This window comes from Halomonas qaidamensis (assembly GCF_025917315.1).
Taxonomy (GTDB): domain Bacteria; phylum Pseudomonadota; class Gammaproteobacteria; order Pseudomonadales; family Halomonadaceae; genus Vreelandella; species Vreelandella qaidamensis.
In genome coordinates, this window is the sequence record NZ_CP080627.1 from 809,663 (window position 1) to 824,115 (window position 14,453).

Sequence of the window (14,453 nt, forward strand, 5' to 3'; positions counted from 1 at the left end):
GCTGTAATGAATATAGAACTTTACCAAGTCGATGCGTTTGCCTCTAAGCCGTTTGAAGGTAACCCAGCGGCGGTTTGTCCGTTGGAAACGTGGCTAGATGATGGGGTATTGCAGGCGATAGCCACAGAGAACAATCTCTCTGAAACCGCCTTTTTTGTGCCGACTGAATCTGGCTATCAGCTGCGCTGGTTTACCCCTGCGGTAGAAGTGGATTTGTGTGGTCATGCCACGCTGGCGGCGGCGTGGGTGATTTTTAATATGCTGGGCGATAGTGCTGAACTGCTGCAGTTCGAGACCCGCAGCGGCCAGCTTTTAGTGCAGCGTGACGGCGATGAACTGGCAATGGATTTTCCCGCAAAGGTCGTCGAACCCTTCACGATGGAAGCTGAGGTAAAGGCAGCGCTAGGGATTAACGAGATCGAAGAACTGCTGATATCTGACGATATCGTGGTGGTGGTTAACGATGCGCAGTTGATTGAATCGCTAACGCCGGATATGCAGCAATTGAAGCGCCTTCCAGGCCGCGGCATTGTCGTTACTGCTAAAGGTCGCGATGTAGACGTTGTCTCCCGCTGGTTCGGCCCCAAAGTAGGTGTGGAAGAAGACCCTGTTACTGGCTCGGCGCATACCTCGCTTGCGCCTTATTGGGCGAAACGGCTGGGTAAGCAGCAGCTTACCGCACGCCAGGGTGGTGCCCGCAAAGGTGCGCTGAGCTGCGAGATAGAAGGCGACCGCGTCATTATCAAAGGCCGCGTTGCGCCTTACTTGAAAGGGTTGATTACGCTGCCACCACAGTGACGTGGCAGGGTAGGCGTCGTCGGTCATTTGCTAATGGGGATTAGCGGGGTCGTCGGCTGGTATAAAGGTCGCAGGTTCATGGACGGGAGGTAGCTGCTTGTTTTCCAGGATAGCCAAGGCAATCTTGTAACAATCCTCAATATGGCTGTTGCCCATGTACTTCATGGCAGTAAAGCTAATAGTGCCAGCCACGGCGCTGCCAATGAAGGGAACAAACTTAGTAACCCCTTTGGCGGCGACCTTAACGCCCATCTTGTTCAGCAGCGTTATAATTATTTTCTTGGTGATGTATTTTCCGGCTAACTTGCTTCCCGTATTGGAAATGGCGGTCATCACAAAGAGTTTGGTTTCGGTATCCAGGCTTTCGATTTGTTCAGGCGACAACCCAAACTGAGCGTTAATTTTGGGAATTATGCGCATTAAGATAGCTACGTCTGAACCGATATCTAGCCCAGGTATAGGAATGACGGCGGTGCCCGCCGAGATTCCCGCGCTTTTGGTCACCATCGAATAGCATGACTTTTTAATAGCGTCGAGTTCTTCCCTTGTCTCAATCATGCGGCATTCCTTTTTTACGATGCTGATATAACCGTAGCCGACGGCTGCGCGAAATTCGATGTTGTGGGGTATGTTGCCAGGTAAGCCCTTATGCTTTCACTGCCCCACATCCCCGTTCAGTGCAGGCGGGTTGGTGGTCATATAGCGTTTGAATGATCTGGCAGTTGGCAGTTTTTCCGCCTCGGCATTGGTGAACCACTTGGCGCAGTTCGCCTGCCAGGGCTTGTAAAGCGGCGATACGCTCTTCTAAGTGTTCTAGGTGGCGGCTGGCGATATCATCGGCGGCGGTGCAGTCGGTATCAGGGTTGTCGGAAAGCGCTAGCAATTCCTGAATGCTGTGCAGGTCTAACCCTAGGCTACGACCATGGCGAATGAAGCCAATGCGTTCTAGCGCGGCCTGATCATACAATCGATAGCCTTGTTCTCCCCGCTGTGGCGGTGCCAGTAATCCCAACTTTTCATAATGGCGAATGCTTTCCGGCGAGCATCCGGTTCGGCTGGCAACTTCCCCAATACGATAGTGGCGTTTCATCGGCTTGACCCTGTAACGATGACAGGGTTTAGGCTAGTCGTTACTTTGATAGTTAACAAGCAGGTAACTGACGATGAAGCTGATCAACGAGCTGTTGAGTATTGCCTTAACCGCTGCCCCTTGGCTGTTACTGGGGTTGGTGATTGCGGGGCTGATTAAGGCGTTGATGCCAGAACACCTATTACAGCGTTGGATGGGTGGGCGTGGGCTGGGAAGTATTACCCGAGCGGCGGTGATTGGGATGCCGTTGCCGCTGTGTTCGTGTGGGGCGATTCCTACCGCGCTGGCGCTGCATCGGGGCGGGGCGGGCCGTGGGCCAACCACGTCTTTTTTGATCAGCACCCCAGGCGTGGGGGTAGATTCAATGCTCATCACCAGTGTGCTGTTAGGCCCCCTAATGGCGCTTGCTCGGGTGCTGGGAGCGTTGGTAACCGCGATAGTGACGGGTATTTTAGTGGGCTTTACCGGCCAAACAGCGCTGCCGAAAAACACCCCTGTTAGCAGCTGCTGTGCATCAAAAGGCTGTGACGCTGACAGCGCCAACGCACATGCCTCTGATTCGACGGGGGTGATCGCAGGGTTGAAGTATGCCTTCAGTGATTTATTGGATGATATCAGTCGCTGGATGTTTGCCGGTTTATTGCTAGCAGGGGTGCTGGTGACCTTTGTGCCGCCAGAAACCCTGGTGGGATTTTCAGGTGGTTTGTGGGCGCTACTCCTTATGGCGGTCATCGGCATTCCTTTGTATATCTGTGCTACCGCAGCCACCCCCGTTGCTGCAGGTTTACTATTGGCGGGCATTTCACCAGGAATGGCGTTAGTCTTTCTGCTTGCTGGCCCTGTAACGAGCCTAGCCACCCTGGCTATTCTGCGGCGTGAGTTTGGCAGCCAAGCGTTAGCGGTTTATCTCGTCAGCATTCTGCTGGTGACGGTGTTGATCGGTTGGGTGTTTGATCAAGGACTGGCGATGACAGGGTGGGACCCCGTTCAACAGGCGAGCCAAGTTCAGGAGCTGCTGCCGGTGTGGCTAGAATGGCTGGCCTTAGCAGCACTGGTAGTATTTGCTATTCGCCCTGTTCGTAAGCGGTTGTTCGGGTTTTAGATCGCTGCATTCACTAATAAGTCTTTTGAAGAAATGATCATAAATAGAGCTGAGCTTTACCGGTAGTTAGCCTTAGAAACGCACCTGCGGCAGGGGTTGTCGACCATTAATAGAGTCGTCTGCGTACTGATTTTGCTGGCATCGCTGGTGGCTATTTTGGAAACGGAGCCAATGCTGCGGGCGCTTTCACCTCGCCTTTTTCCTACCCTAGAAACCGTGTTTGTGGTGATCTTTATCGGCGAGTATTTACTGCGTCTGTATGTTGTCGGTGAAGATCCTCGTTACCGCGGGATAAAAGGCCGGTTGCGCTATGTATTTTCGTTTTGGGCCATGGTGGATTTACTGGCGATTTTGCCGTATTTCCTGGGGTTTATGGTTCAAAACAACGGCTTGTTACTACGTATGTTGCGTTTGGCGCTAATGTTGCGACTAACCCGTTTAGGCCGATTCAGCCAGGCTTGGGTAGCGCTGGCAGAGGCGCTGAAATCTCGTTCTCATGAGCTGTGTTGAGTGCGGGTCTAGTGATGCTATTGCTGTTACTTTCCTCTTTCTGCCTGTATTTAGCAGAAGCCCCTGCCCAACACGGAAGTGTTTGGCAGCGTGCTCCGTGTGCTGTGGTGGAGTGTTACTACGCTGACGACGGTGGGGTATGGCGATATGGTTCCTATCACTGGGTTAGGTAAGTTTTTTGCGGGATTAACGTCGGTGGCGGGCATCGGGATTATCGCGATGCCCACGGGGATTTTGGCGGCGGTATTAAGTGATGCGTTTCAGAAAAATCGCTAGTCTCCGGTGGGAAGTCATCCGCTGAGGCTTTTAGGTGCTATTCCCACGACGAGCGGGGCGTCATGTCGTGGAAAACGTGTTACTAAAACATCCAGGTTGCGCCTAGTAGTGGGCCACTCATCGACACATCAACGCGGGTGCCGTTTTCATCGCGGTCTACTGCTAAGTGCCGAAAGCCTGCTGAAAGGTGAAAAGCATCATTTACCTGGTAGTTCGCCGTGGCGACCGCTTGCCATGTGCTACTGGCATCTATGCCGAAGCCGCCCCCATCAACATGCACTAACGTTGACCACTTAGGTGTCCACGTTGAGCGCAGCCGGGCGGCTAAAAGTGGATCGACCCAGCGTTCCGTGTGACTGGCGCTAATGCCTAAGGCGGGCACGCTCACGTCAGCTTCTATTCGCCAAGCCCGTGCACCCGCTAATAGATCTAGGTATTGGGTCGGGGTGTTGAGCACTTGATAGCCTGCTGCTGCGGTTATCGAACGCTGACGTAGGTTGCCTTCTATCGCAACGCCGGGCTGCAACGTGCTCTCATGGCTCAGTGATGCCCAGGTAATATCTCCAAACAAAACCCAGCGGTCTTTACGGGCGCTACCGGCCATAAAAAAAGCACCTTCTAGGTCACTCAATACATCACTAAAAGAGCGTGAGGTGCTGATGGTTGGGGCGTTGGAGAGTGGCCGGACATCGCCAGCCAGCGCTGTCATCCACACATAGGGGGTTAGCTGGAAACGCCAAGAGTCGTCTTGTGCGTGGGTGTTGGCGGCGAAGCCAGCAGCCATAAAGCCAACTGAGGCAATAAGTAAGCGGGCGTTGGGCATCGTCATTGTCCTAATGAGAGTGTCCTAATGAGAGTGTCCTAATGAGAGTGTCTTAATGTTAGCCGTGCCGTTTAACTTTTACCGAGATATGTTCACCGACTCAATCGGTAGCGCAGTTTTGGTAGTGTGCGAGCGACGGGCGGCAGGCGGGTTGCCATGACTAATGCGGCAATGGCGGCATACATGGCCCACTCTTGCATGTCGGCACGTACTACCCAGAAAAAGTGCAGTAACACCAAGCCTAAAATGACATAAGAAAATTTGTGTAGCGGTTTCCAGCGTTTGCCTAAGCGGCGAATTGACCAGCGGTTAGAGGTAGCACCTAATACGGCAAGGCCGATCAGTGCGATCATGCCAACAATGATATAGGGCCGTTTGATCAACTCGCTACCTAGTAGTGCCCAGTTAAGCCCCAGAATAAACAGCGCGTAGCTGAGCATATGCAGGGTGGCATAGGCGAGTGTCCACAGACCAAGTTGACGGCGGATCAATGCAAAGCCTTTCCAGCGGGTGAACTTAGTGAGCGGCGTAAGACTCAGCGTGAGGAGCAGCATACATAGCCCGCCAATGCCGATGTTCAGCAGCAGGTAATTCCCTGGCTCGGGGCCAGCGGCGTTACTGGCTACCTGACAGCCCCAGAACACCAGCGGCGCGAGCGCCGCCAGGAAAACGCCTATCCGCCACAGTAACCATACCCGTGGTGCTGCCATTAGTAGTACTTCCTTAAATCCATGCCAGCATAGAGCTCGGCGACCTCGTCGGCATAGCCGTTAAACATCTGCGTATCAATGGTATTAGAATTAAACAGGCTGTTGGGTAGACGTCGCTCGGTGGCTTGGCTCCAACGCGGATGGTCAACTTCTGGGTTAACATTGGCATAAAAGCCGTACTCATCAGCGGCGATTTGCTGCCAGGAGTTGACCGGCTGCTCTTCCACCAGTGAGATACGCACAATGGATTTAATGCTCTTGAAGCCATATTTCCAAGGCACTACCAGCCGCAAGGGCGCGCCGTTCTGGTTGGGCAATTCACGGCCATACATGCCCATGGCGAGCAGTGTCAGCGGATTCATGGCCTCATCTAAGCGCAAACCTTCCACGTAAGGCCAATCGATGATCGAGAATGAAGAGCGTTGGCCACGCATCTGCTCTGGGTCGACTAGGGTTTCAAAGCGCACGTACTTGGCTTTGCTGGTGGGGTCGGCACGTCGAATTACCTCCGCAAGGGGGATGCCAAGCCAGGGAATCACCATTGACCACGCCTCTACGCAGCGCAAACGGTAAATACGCTCTTCAAACTGCGAAGGCTTAGCGAAGTCTTCTAGGGCAAAGCGCCCGCCGTTATTCACTTCACCGTCGACTACCACGCTCCATGGCTGGGTTTCCAGGCTGCCTGCATGGCGGGCAGGGTCGCGTTTATCGGTGCCAAACTCAAAAAAGTTGTTGTAGCCGCTGGCATCGTCAAAAGGGGCGATTTTATCTTTATCAGGGTCGTTTGGGGTGATAGCTCGCCACTGGGTGTTGCTAATTTTCTCCCTCAGCCAGACTGGAGCATCGCCTTCCGGCACATCAGAATAATCTTCGTTGGCGCGGACGTGGCCGGAGAGGGCAAGCCCCGCGCCTAGACCCGCCATGCCGCCCATAAAGCGCCGTCGGGAGAGGTAAATAGATTCCGGTGTTACATCGGATTCGTGTAAATCACTCGGTTTGGCAATCTTTATAAGCATGTGGTGTCTCCACTCGCTATGGGGAAGGGGTGTGATGACTCTAGCCAGTTTGCACCAGATTTATCACAACCAGCTCTCTAGGTTATTACGTATTTATAACGTTAGAGTGCGAGGGGCGGTGGGTAACCGTATGCAGAAGGATGCACCGCCAGTGTCCAGGTTCTCGACACTGATATCACCGCCCTGAAGCGTCATGATTCTGCGTGCAATGGCCAGCCCTAATCCTGCATGGCCAGCGCCATCAGAGGTCTCACCACGATAAAACGGGTCAAAGATATGCGGCAGGTCCTGTTCCGAGATGCCTGAGCCGCTGTCTTGTACGCAAACCTGTGGTTTGCCGTCCGTTTGACTAAGCACAACGTCGATGTTGCCGCCAGCGGGGCTGTAGGCAATGGCGTTGCTGATCAAGTTGTCGAGTACGCGTTCGGTCATAGCAAGATCGGCGTAGGCTCTGGGTAACGCTGGATTACCGCTCAACGTTAGCGCTAATTGGTTATCTCTTGCAGTTTGATCGTGCTTCTGCACTACGTCATGTACCAGTTCTGCTAGCGGGAAGGGTTCAGGTACTGGCTGTTTCTCTCTTGCCTCAAGGGCGGCAAGCTCGAAGAGCTCATCCACTAAGCGGCTTAACCGACGGCCTTCTTTGAGGGCAATGTCGAGAAAGCGATCCTGTTCTTGGGGGCTGAGACGATCACGCCTTAATTTCAGGCTTTCGATATAGCCTTGCATGGAGGCAAGCGGGGTTCGCAGGTCGTGGGATACTTGGGCGATCAAGCGACGGCGTTGGGTATCCTTTTCTGTCAGCTGTTCGATCTGGGTGGCAATTCGATGGGCCATGTCGTCGAAGGTAGCGTCCAAATAATCGATCTCATCGCGCACCACGGACTGTTTGTCGTGCCATCTGCTATCGAGCCGGGGCTGGCTCATGTCGCTGTTTTCAAACGCTTCCACTCGGCGTGTTAATGATCTCAGGCGGCGAGTCAGCAGGCGGAAAATAGTCAGCCCTGCGAGCATCGTCACCGTTAGGCTGACTAGCAACGCCCAGGCGCTCATTTCCAGTAGTTTGCCACCACGGGCCATGGTTTCCGCCGTGTCGTACTCTTCACCCCGTAAAACGACATAGAGGTACCCTTCGGGGTTGTCTGCTGTTGGCACCGGGGTAACGGAAAAGACTTTCTGCCGATCGTGACTGCGGGGGTCATCACCAAGTATCGGATAAAGGCTCATGTCATCCACTAGCCTGCGTATGGGAGCCATCGAGACTTGCTTGCGTTTAATCTTCGCTGGGTCTGCTGAATAAGACAGGATGGTGCCATCCAGCCCTAGCAGGTAGATCTCGATGCTGGGATTAATTGCCATGTACAGTGCGAATAGTTCTTCTAGAGCGCTACTATCAAGTTGCCCGTTGCTGACCAGATTTCTGTCTGATACTAGATTTTTGGCTAGATTCTGGTGTAACGCTTGATTGACCGAAGCATTGTATTCGCGCAGCGAATAGAGGCTGATGAAGGTATATAGCAGGCCGACGGCGAGCAATAACAGAAATAAGCCTAAGGCTAGCCGAGTATAGAGTGTTTTCAGCATAACTTATTCGCGGAAGCGATAGCCCACCCCCCAAACGGTTTGGATAAACGCCGGGGCAGCGGGGTCCGCTTCGATCTTGCCCCGTAAGCGATTGATATGGGTATTGACGGTATGTTCGTAACCTTCGTGGCTGTAGCCCCACACGGTATCAAGCAGTTGGGCACGGCTAAATACCCGCCCGGGATGCGTGGCAAAGTGCCATAACAGGTCAAATTCTCGGGCAGTGAGTTCAACAGGCTGGTCTTTTATAAATACCCGCCGACGCAGCGGGTCAATGCGCAGCCTATCGGTGATTAATTCTTGCTGGCTGGGTTCCGCGGCTGAGGAAGATGCCATGGCATCTACGCGTCGGAACAAGGCTTTCACCCTTGCCGATAGTTCAGCCACACTGAAGGGCTTGGTGAGGTAATCATCCGCCCCCATTTCCAGGCCTAGAACCCGATCCAGCTCCGTACTTTTAGCGGTTAGCATCAGTACCGGAACGTAACCTGGGCCAGCGCGGATTTCGCGGCAAATTGACAGCCCGTCCAGGCCGGGCAGCATCAGGTCGAGAACCACAAGGTCGATTCCCCCTTCACGAAAACGCGCAAGCCCGGAATCACCGCGCTCGCAAAGAATAGGGTTCATGCCAAGCTCGGCCACATGCATGCGGACGAGCTCACCAATACCCGGGTTATCTTCAATAATCAATACGTTTCGTGTCATAGGTAGTCGCATTATCTTCTTTTGTGCTTTCGCCTTATGGCTCTAGGCGCTTGGGTACTCGTGATATTTTCCTACTCATTGTTCGGAAGATTCGAGACTATCTTCGATGTACACCATTACGGGGGTGTCACGGGGTGATATAGAGTGTATCGCGCAAAGTTCACAAATGTGTCACGGGGACTCTAACGATAGGGCGATGTCTGCATTAACGCCTCCCCTTATTTCAATAAGTGTGTTTCAGCAAGGAGAGCGCCCATGACGACTACACGCCGTAAACTCATGTCGTTGATTGGGCAGGGGGTGATACCTCCTGAACAAGTGCCGTTAGCGGTTAAAGTGGCAGAACTGCATCCGTCGCCCCACGCTTGGGCGCTATTGATTGATCGACTGCTGCTGTGGCTGGGTAGCTTGGCGCTGGCCTGCGCGGTGCTGTTCTTCGTGGCTTTCAATTGGTCGGACATGGGCCGCCTGCCACGCTTTGCATTAGTGCAGGCCGCATTGGTGTTGGCGGCAGGCGTCGCGGTGTGGGGCAGCACAAGCGTAATGCTTTTTCGCGTGGCGTTAACCGCGGCGTTTCTATTGATAGGAGTACTACTAGCGCTGGTGGGCCAGGTTTACCAAACCGGTGCTGACCCATGGCAGTTGTTTTTCATCTGGGCGCTGCTTACCTTGCCGCTGGTGTGGATAGCACGTTTTGATCCACTTTGGGTGGCGTGGCTAGGGCTTTTAAACCTATCAGTGTGGCTATATAGCAGCACCTGGGGCGGTATTTTAGGCAGTGTGTTCTTTACTGATAACGCCGGCTTATGGGGGCTGGCGCTTATCAACTTAGTGGCACAAACATTGTGGGAGTGGGGCGTGCAGCGGCGTAAATGGTCAGGCCGCTGGGCGATTTGCTTGCTGGCGCTGGGTAGCGGCGTGCCGCTGACGTTATTGATGATGGCGTGGGTGAGCGGGGAAACGCATTCATTGACACCGATTGTGGCGATATACCCCGTTTGGTTGGCAGTGCTATATGGCGTTTATCGCCAGTGGCGGCTTGAGCTTTTTATGTTGGCCGGTGGCTGCGTATCGGTGATTGCGGTAGTTATATGGCTGCTCGCACGTTACGTACTATGGGAAAGCCAGTGGAGTGAAGGCAGCTTTCTATTGCTGGCAGGCGCTGTCTTTGCCATGGGGGCGGCAGCGGTGGCGTGGTTAAAACGCTTAAACGCTGAGGAGGCGTTATGAGTCAGCCTAGGAGTACGTTAACGCAGCGATTAACTCGGGCTGGCATTTCACTAAATGAGACTTCATCAACAACGCCGCTGGAATCACCCTGGTTTGTGAGGGTTCTGCAGGCGTTTTCCGGCTGGTTAGCAGCGCTATTTCTGTTGGGCTTTATTGCCACGGCAGTAGTGTTTGTACTGGAAAGCACAGGGGCTTCCCTTATTGCAGGCAGCCTGTTGATTGGCGGGGCATTTGCACTACTGTGCGCAGCGCGAAGCGATGTGTTGGAACACATGGCGCTGGCGTTTAGTTTAGCTGGGCAATTATTAGTGGCTTGGCCAGCGGTCGAGATGTGGGGCGTTTCTGCAACTCTATGGTGGGGTTTGCTGGCGCTACAGTGCGCGATGGCGTTGATTATGCCTAGCCAAGTTCACCGCAGTATGTCGGCGTTTTTAGCAAGTTTAGCGTTGACGTTGGCGCTGGCGACCAATGGGTTGGCACCGGTGGCGATTGGCTTAGTGGTGCTGGTGCTGACACTGCTCTGGTTGAATGAGTATCGTTGGCCTAGGCACATAGGCGCTGTTCAGGCATGGGGGGCTGGCCTGTTAGTGGGACTGTTGGTGCTTCAGGGGTTGGCGTACGCTAACCAATTTAACTGGATCTACGATTCAGACGCTCTCTGGCTCGGCCCATGGCTCGCCAGCTGGCTGGGCACTGCGTTGGTGGCGTTGGCCTTGGTGAGCGTTATTCATCAGGCATTTTGTCAGCATTCTCAGCCTGCCATTGCACAACGCCTGGCGATTTATGTCGCGGTTGCGCTAGTCGCGGTGGTGACTGTTTATGTGCCAGGGCTTGGCGCTGGAGTGTCGGTGCTACTGCTCGGGTTTGCGATAGGCCATCGACCGCTGATGGGAAGCGGTGTGTTGCTGTTACTGATGGCGATTAGCAGTTATTACTATTGGTTGGACGTGACGCTGTTGGTGAAATCACTCATGTTGCTGGCAATGGGGGCGTTTCTGTTAATCATCCGCTGGATATTGAAGCATTGGTTGCTAAACCGATGGCTAACAGTGCATAAGCCTGCGCCGCTAGGAGATGCTAATGAGCAGTAGCGTTAAGCGAAACCGCTGGATAGTCATTGTTGCCACTGCTGTTGTGCTAGCAGTGGTTAACTGGGCCATTTGGCAAAAAGAGCATCACTTAGCTGAAGGTGAGATTGTTTATTTGGAGCTTGCCCCCGTTGATCCGCGCTCGTTAATGCAGGGCGACTACATGGCGCTCAGCTTTGCGTTGGCTAATCGTATTCGCGTGCAGCGCGCAATTGACCGCCACAAAGAGGTGGCTGAAAATCCTATACAAACGGCAGCCAATGACAGCGTGGTAGTTCGTTTGGATGAATTCTCCATTGCCCACTTCCAGCGTTTGGATGATGGCTCGCCGCTAGGCGATGACGAAAGGCGTTTACGCTATCGATTGCGTCATGGAGATGTACGTTTTGCTACGGATGCGTTTTTTTTCCAAGAAGGGCACGCCGATCGTTTTGAGTCCGCCTGCTACGGTCAGTTCCGAGCCAACGATCACGGCGAGCTGCTGTTAGTAGCACTGTATGATGAGTCGCTAAATCGCTTAGGAGAGATGGAAAGGTGAGACCTGTATTGGCAAAACATCACCTTTCGCAATTAAAAACACCACCTTTCGCAATAAATAGCGAAGACGATCAGGCTGGCATCTGGCCAAAGCGGCCACGATTAACGTCTTCGATTGCTTCAATAATTTCACGTTCGCTGTTCATGACAAACGGGCCGTGACCAACCACTGGCTCATTAAGCGGTTCTCCGCTTAACAGCAATAAGGTGGCATCACTACTGGCGTCAAGCGTAAAGGTTTCACCATCGCGGGATAGTTGGGCTACTTGTGCTTCGCCCATTGCTCCTTCGCCATTAATTTGCAGCGTGCCTTTTAGCACGACCAGCAGGGTTGTCCACCCACTTGGCTGTGTTAGCGTGGTTTTACTGCCCTCTTTTAACTGCACATCCCACACGTTCATCGGCGAAAACGTCTGTGCTGGCCCCGAATGGGCGGCGCGGTTGCCATCAATATAGTTACCGGCGATCACGCGCACACTACCTGCGTGATCAGGTAATGCTGCGACAGGTATCTGCGCATTAAAAATTGCCTGGTAGCCCGGCGTGGCCATTTTGTCTTTGGCGGGTAAGTTTACCCACAGTTGTACCATCTCGAGTGTGCCGCCTTGCTCTGTAAACGCGGGCGAATGAAACTCATCGTGCAGGATACCCGCACCTGCTGTCATCCACTGCACGTCACCTGGGCCAATCACGCCGCCTTTGCCCGTTGAGTCTCGGTGCGCCACTTCCCCTTGATAGACAATCGTGACCGTTTCAAACCCTCGGTGCGGGTGCTGGCCGACACCGCGTGGTCGCGTCGTGGGGGTGAAGTCTGCAGGGCCTGCGTAGTCCAGCAGCAGAAAAGGGCTTAACTGTTCAGAACGCGGGCCATAGGAGAACAGCGAACGCGCCGGAAAGCCGTCACCAACCCAATGAGGGTGCGGTGCGTTGGTAACACCTACTAACTTTTTCATTGTTTCTCCTCACAGAGTGCGTTGTTGGTTAATAAGGGTACGCGTTAAGGGAAGCAACTAATATTAGGGGAAGCAACTAATAGATAGTGAATCTGAGGCGCAGAGTTGCAGTGCTGGAACACTAGGTGCTTGCTTGCTTGCTTGATTGAAGAACGTAGTCTGTACTTTGGTCAACCACTGACATGGAGGCACTGTGTTCAACGCAGGGCTGGCGGTTTTTGCGCCAGTTGGTGGCTGGTTGTTTGGCTCACTTATTTTAATGACAAGGTTGGTATGAAAAAAAACAGCTCGTGGCCTGTGTGGGCTGTGCTGGTTGTCACTTTGGTGCTTTCCAGCGTCTGCACAGCGCAAACTCAAGGAGATGAGAGCGAGGATAAGCGATGGTTCGCCATTGATTCGCTTAACACAGGGCTAGGCGATGTGCCTGAGGATGTTGGGCGGATGTCGCCACGGGAAATGGTTCGCAGCTTTTTAGCGTTCACCGAAAGCGAGGATTACGCCGCAGCCGCGCATTTGCTTAACCTCAACGATATTGATCCAGGCGAACAGCAGGCTCAGGGAGCCGAGCTTGCTAAACAATTGTCTGAGGTATTAAAACGTGGTGAGTGGTTGGATGCATCTAATATGTCCGGCCGTCAAGACGCGGTGATAGAAGACCCTTCCGGGCAGAACCCGCAGGCAGGAGAGCCGCAGCGCAATATTGAACTAGCAGCCCTAACCGCAGACGACCAAGCCTACGATGTTCGGCTGGGGCGCTACCGCGTGGGTGAAGAAGATCCAGTGTGGTTAGTCATGCCAGAGAGCGTGACGTTTATTCCGACTCTCTACGAAGAGTACGGACCTTCAATGCTGGAACGCTATATTCCCGAACGATTAAAAGCATCGTTTGGCATGCTAAAAATCTGGGAGTGGTTAGCAATCCCGATTTTTTTAATCGCCATTGGTACGGTGGGAGTGGTCACTTATTACTTCGTTGGGCTAGTAGCTCGCATCCTGCCTTCTGGCGTGTCTACTATTTTTGCCGATCAAATTGGCGTGCCCATGGCGATGATTGTTATGTCGCTGGTAACGCAGATGCTGCTGGACTACGTGGTGTCGTTTTCCGCTATTGCGACGACAACGTTCCGCGTGCTGTTGATCTCTATTATGGCCTGGGGTGCAGGTACTATTGCGTTGCGTTTTGTCGATACGATTATGCTGCGTTTAACGCGACGCTTGGTGGGGGAAATTGATGACACGAAGCCTAAAGATCAGCGACGGCTGCTAACCTCGCTATATGCATTGCGCCGCGCCATTATTCTGATCACTGTAACCGGTGTATCTATCTACATCCTAGGCCAAGTTCAGCTTTTCGAGACTCTTGGCTTGTCTATTCTAGCGTCTGCCAGCGTATTGGCAGTATTAGTGGGTGTGGCGGGGCAAACGGTTCTTGGCAATATTCTTTCCTCGTTTCAGTTATCGCTTGCCAAGCCTATCCGTATCGGCGACTTGGTGGTCTTTGAAGGAGAGTGGTGTTATGTCGAAGGGATCTTTTATACCTATATTCGACTGAGATCATGGGACGAACGACGCTTGATTGTGCCTGTCACCTACTTCACTTCTAAGCCTTTCGATAACTTGTCAGTGAAGAGCACCAAGCTGTACCGATCCTTGGTGCTGACGCTTCACCTAAGTGCTGATATAGGATTGCTAAGAGATAAATTCCTCGAATTTGCCAAAGAGGAGGAGAACGTTGTTGAACACCATAAGCTGCTCTGTTACGTGACGGCACAAACGGGAACGGCCCAAACCATCACCTGCTATTTAATGACATCTGACCCCATGGCGGGCTGGACCGCTGAGATGAACCTGCGCGAGAAGCTGCTAGCCTTTATCCGCGATAACCATCCAGAGTGGTGGCCAAGAGAAATCATGGTTATCAGCCATGAAGATATTGCACGCGGAGAAGGGCAAGGTAAGCGTTCGCGGGAAGCGGATAGTTCTGCTGAAAAACCGTCTGAATAATAGACATTAAGCAGCGGCAAGTGCCGC

At 53.2% G+C, this 14,453-nt stretch carries 14 protein-coding genes and 1 pseudogene; 7 read left to right on the forward strand and 8 right to left on the reverse strand.

Annotated features, from left to right (window positions below; genetic code table 11):
- The first annotated feature begins 6 nt into the window (after positions 1–6).
- Positions 7–798: a PhzF family phenazine biosynthesis protein gene (locus K1Y77_RS03815; RefSeq protein WP_264430417.1), complete on the forward strand. Its 792-nt coding sequence runs from the start codon at positions 7–9 to the stop codon at positions 796–798.
- Between the two features lie 30 nt (positions 799–828).
- Here the strand turns inward: K1Y77_RS03815 and K1Y77_RS03820 are convergent, their stop codons facing one another.
- Both K1Y77_RS03820 and K1Y77_RS03825 read right to left on the reverse strand, forming a co-directional pair.
- Complete coding sequence (locus K1Y77_RS03820) at positions 829–1,356, reverse strand: hypothetical protein (protein ID WP_264430418.1); 528 nt, start codon at positions 1,354–1,356, stop codon at positions 829–831.
- Positions 1,357–1,444: 88 nt separating this feature from the next.
- The gene (locus tag K1Y77_RS03825) at positions 1,445–1,888 is read right to left on the reverse strand and encodes a MerR family transcriptional regulator (protein ID WP_030069810.1); all 444 of its coding nucleotides are present in this window, start codon (positions 1,886–1,888) and stop codon (positions 1,445–1,447) included.
- Positions 1,889–1,961: 73 nt separating this feature from the next.
- Between K1Y77_RS03825 and K1Y77_RS03830 the strand changes: the two genes are divergently transcribed.
- Together K1Y77_RS03830 and K1Y77_RS03835 are read left to right on the forward strand one after the other, a co-directional pair.
- On the forward strand, positions 1,962–2,990 hold the full coding sequence (locus K1Y77_RS03830) for an SO_0444 family Cu/Zn efflux transporter (protein ID WP_264018738.1): 1,029 nt from the start codon (positions 1,962–1,964) through the stop codon (positions 2,988–2,990).
- Between the two features lie 96 nt (positions 2,991–3,086).
- Positions 3,087–3,776, forward strand: a pseudogene (locus K1Y77_RS03835) (potassium channel family protein).
- Positions 3,777–3,858: 82 nt separating this feature from the next.
- Here the strand turns inward: K1Y77_RS03835 and K1Y77_RS03840 are convergent.
- The 5 genes from K1Y77_RS03840 to K1Y77_RS03860 all read right to left on the reverse strand — a co-directional run bounded on the left by K1Y77_RS03840 (position 3,859) and on the right by K1Y77_RS03860 (position 8,614).
- Positions 3,859–4,599 (reverse strand): hypothetical protein, encoded by a 741-nt coding sequence (locus K1Y77_RS03840; protein ID WP_030069817.1) that lies wholly within the window; start codon positions 4,597–4,599, stop codon positions 3,859–3,861.
- 92 nt (positions 4,600–4,691) lie between these two features.
- Complete coding sequence (msrQ, locus tag K1Y77_RS03845; protein WP_264430420.1) at positions 4,692–5,309, reverse strand: protein-methionine-sulfoxide reductase heme-binding subunit MsrQ; 618 nt, start codon at positions 5,307–5,309, stop codon at positions 4,692–4,694.
- A complete protein-coding gene (gene msrP / locus K1Y77_RS03850) occupies positions 5,309–6,325 on the reverse strand; it encodes a protein-methionine-sulfoxide reductase catalytic subunit MsrP (RefSeq protein ID WP_030069820.1) in 1,017 nt (338 codons plus the stop codon). Before msrP ends, msrQ begins: the two co-directional genes overlap by 1 nt.
- Positions 6,326–6,418: 93 nt before the next feature.
- Complete coding sequence (locus K1Y77_RS03855) at positions 6,419–7,909, reverse strand: sensor histidine kinase (RefSeq protein WP_264430423.1); 1,491 nt, start codon at positions 7,907–7,909, stop codon at positions 6,419–6,421.
- A gap of 3 nt (positions 7,910–7,912) precedes the next feature.
- Positions 7,913–8,614, reverse strand: coding sequence for a response regulator transcription factor (locus K1Y77_RS03860; protein ID WP_030069824.1), 702 nt, complete (start codon positions 8,612–8,614; stop codon positions 7,913–7,915).
- 255 nt (positions 8,615–8,869) lie between these two features.
- Between K1Y77_RS03860 and K1Y77_RS03865 the strand changes: the two genes are divergently transcribed.
- From K1Y77_RS03865 to K1Y77_RS03875, 3 genes are read left to right on the forward strand one after another with little or no spacing between them, the layout of a single operon-like run.
- Positions 8,870–9,844 carry a DUF2157 domain-containing protein gene (locus tag K1Y77_RS03865; RefSeq protein ID WP_264430425.1) on the forward strand — a complete coding sequence of 325 codons (975 nt, stop codon included), beginning with the start codon at positions 8,870–8,872 and terminating at the stop codon, positions 9,842–9,844.
- Positions 9,841–10,935, forward strand: a complete 1,095-nt coding sequence (locus K1Y77_RS03870) for a DUF4401 domain-containing protein (RefSeq protein WP_264430427.1) — start codon at positions 9,841–9,843, stop codon at positions 10,933–10,935. The genes K1Y77_RS03865 and K1Y77_RS03870 overlap by 4 nt, the downstream gene beginning before the upstream one ends.
- A complete protein-coding gene (locus tag K1Y77_RS03875) occupies positions 10,925–11,470 on the forward strand; it encodes a GDYXXLXY domain-containing protein (protein WP_264430428.1) in 546 nt (181 codons plus the stop codon). Before K1Y77_RS03870 ends, K1Y77_RS03875 begins: the two co-directional genes overlap by 11 nt.
- A 70-nt stretch (positions 11,471–11,540) precedes the next feature.
- On the opposite strand, the gene K1Y77_RS03880 is transcribed toward K1Y77_RS03875, so the two are convergent.
- On the reverse strand, positions 11,541–12,422 hold the full coding sequence (locus tag K1Y77_RS03880; protein ID WP_264430430.1) for a pirin family protein: 882 nt from the start codon (positions 12,420–12,422) through the stop codon (positions 11,541–11,543).
- Between the two features lie 273 nt (positions 12,423–12,695).
- Here K1Y77_RS03880 and K1Y77_RS03885 point away from each other — a divergent pair, with 273 nt between their 5' ends.
- Entirely contained in the window at positions 12,696–14,426 is a 1,731-nt protein-coding gene (locus tag K1Y77_RS03885; protein ID WP_264430433.1) for a mechanosensitive ion channel family protein, read from the forward strand.
- Positions 14,427–14,453: the final 27 nt, after the last annotated feature.

Bases quoted from the DNA above. Each gene is read 5' to 3' on its own strand.
- K1Y77_RS03865 (WP_264430425.1), top strand. From the start codon at position 8,870: ATGACGACTACACGCCGTAAACTCATGTCGTTGATTGGGCAGGGGGTG.
- K1Y77_RS03820 (WP_264430418.1), bottom strand. From the start codon at position 1,356: ATGATTGAGACAAGGGAAGAACTCGACGCTATTAAAAAGTCATGCTAT.
- K1Y77_RS03855 (WP_264430423.1), bottom strand. From the start codon at position 7,909: ATGCTGAAAACACTCTATACTCGGCTAGCCTTAGGCTTATTTCTGTTA.
- K1Y77_RS03875 (WP_264430428.1), top strand. From the start codon at position 10,925: ATGAGCAGTAGCGTTAAGCGAAACCGCTGGATAGTCATTGTTGCCACT.
- K1Y77_RS03860 (WP_030069824.1), bottom strand. From the start codon at position 8,614: ATGACACGAAACGTATTGATTATTGAAGATAACCCGGGTATTGGTGAG.
- K1Y77_RS03840 (WP_030069817.1), bottom strand. From the start codon at position 4,599: ATGCCCAACGCCCGCTTACTTATTGCCTCAGTTGGCTTTATGGCTGCT.
- K1Y77_RS03815 (WP_264430417.1), top strand. From the start codon at position 7: ATGAATATAGAACTTTACCAAGTCGATGCGTTTGCCTCTAAGCCGTTT.
- msrP (WP_030069820.1), bottom strand. From the start codon at position 6,325: ATGCTTATAAAGATTGCCAAACCGAGTGATTTACACGAATCCGATGTA.
- K1Y77_RS03885 (WP_264430433.1), top strand. From the start codon at position 12,696: ATGAAAAAAAACAGCTCGTGGCCTGTGTGGGCTGTGCTGGTTGTCACT.
- K1Y77_RS03880 (WP_264430430.1), bottom strand. From the start codon at position 12,422: ATGAAAAAGTTAGTAGGTGTTACCAACGCACCGCACCCTCATTGGGTT.
- msrQ (WP_264430420.1), bottom strand. From the start codon at position 5,309: ATGGCAGCACCACGGGTATGGTTACTGTGGCGGATAGGCGTTTTCCTG.
- K1Y77_RS03825 (WP_030069810.1), bottom strand. From the start codon at position 1,888: ATGAAACGCCACTATCGTATTGGGGAAGTTGCCAGCCGAACCGGATGC.
- K1Y77_RS03830 (WP_264018738.1), top strand. From the start codon at position 1,962: ATGAAGCTGATCAACGAGCTGTTGAGTATTGCCTTAACCGCTGCCCCT.
- K1Y77_RS03870 (WP_264430427.1), top strand. From the start codon at position 9,841: ATGAGTCAGCCTAGGAGTACGTTAACGCAGCGATTAACTCGGGCTGGC.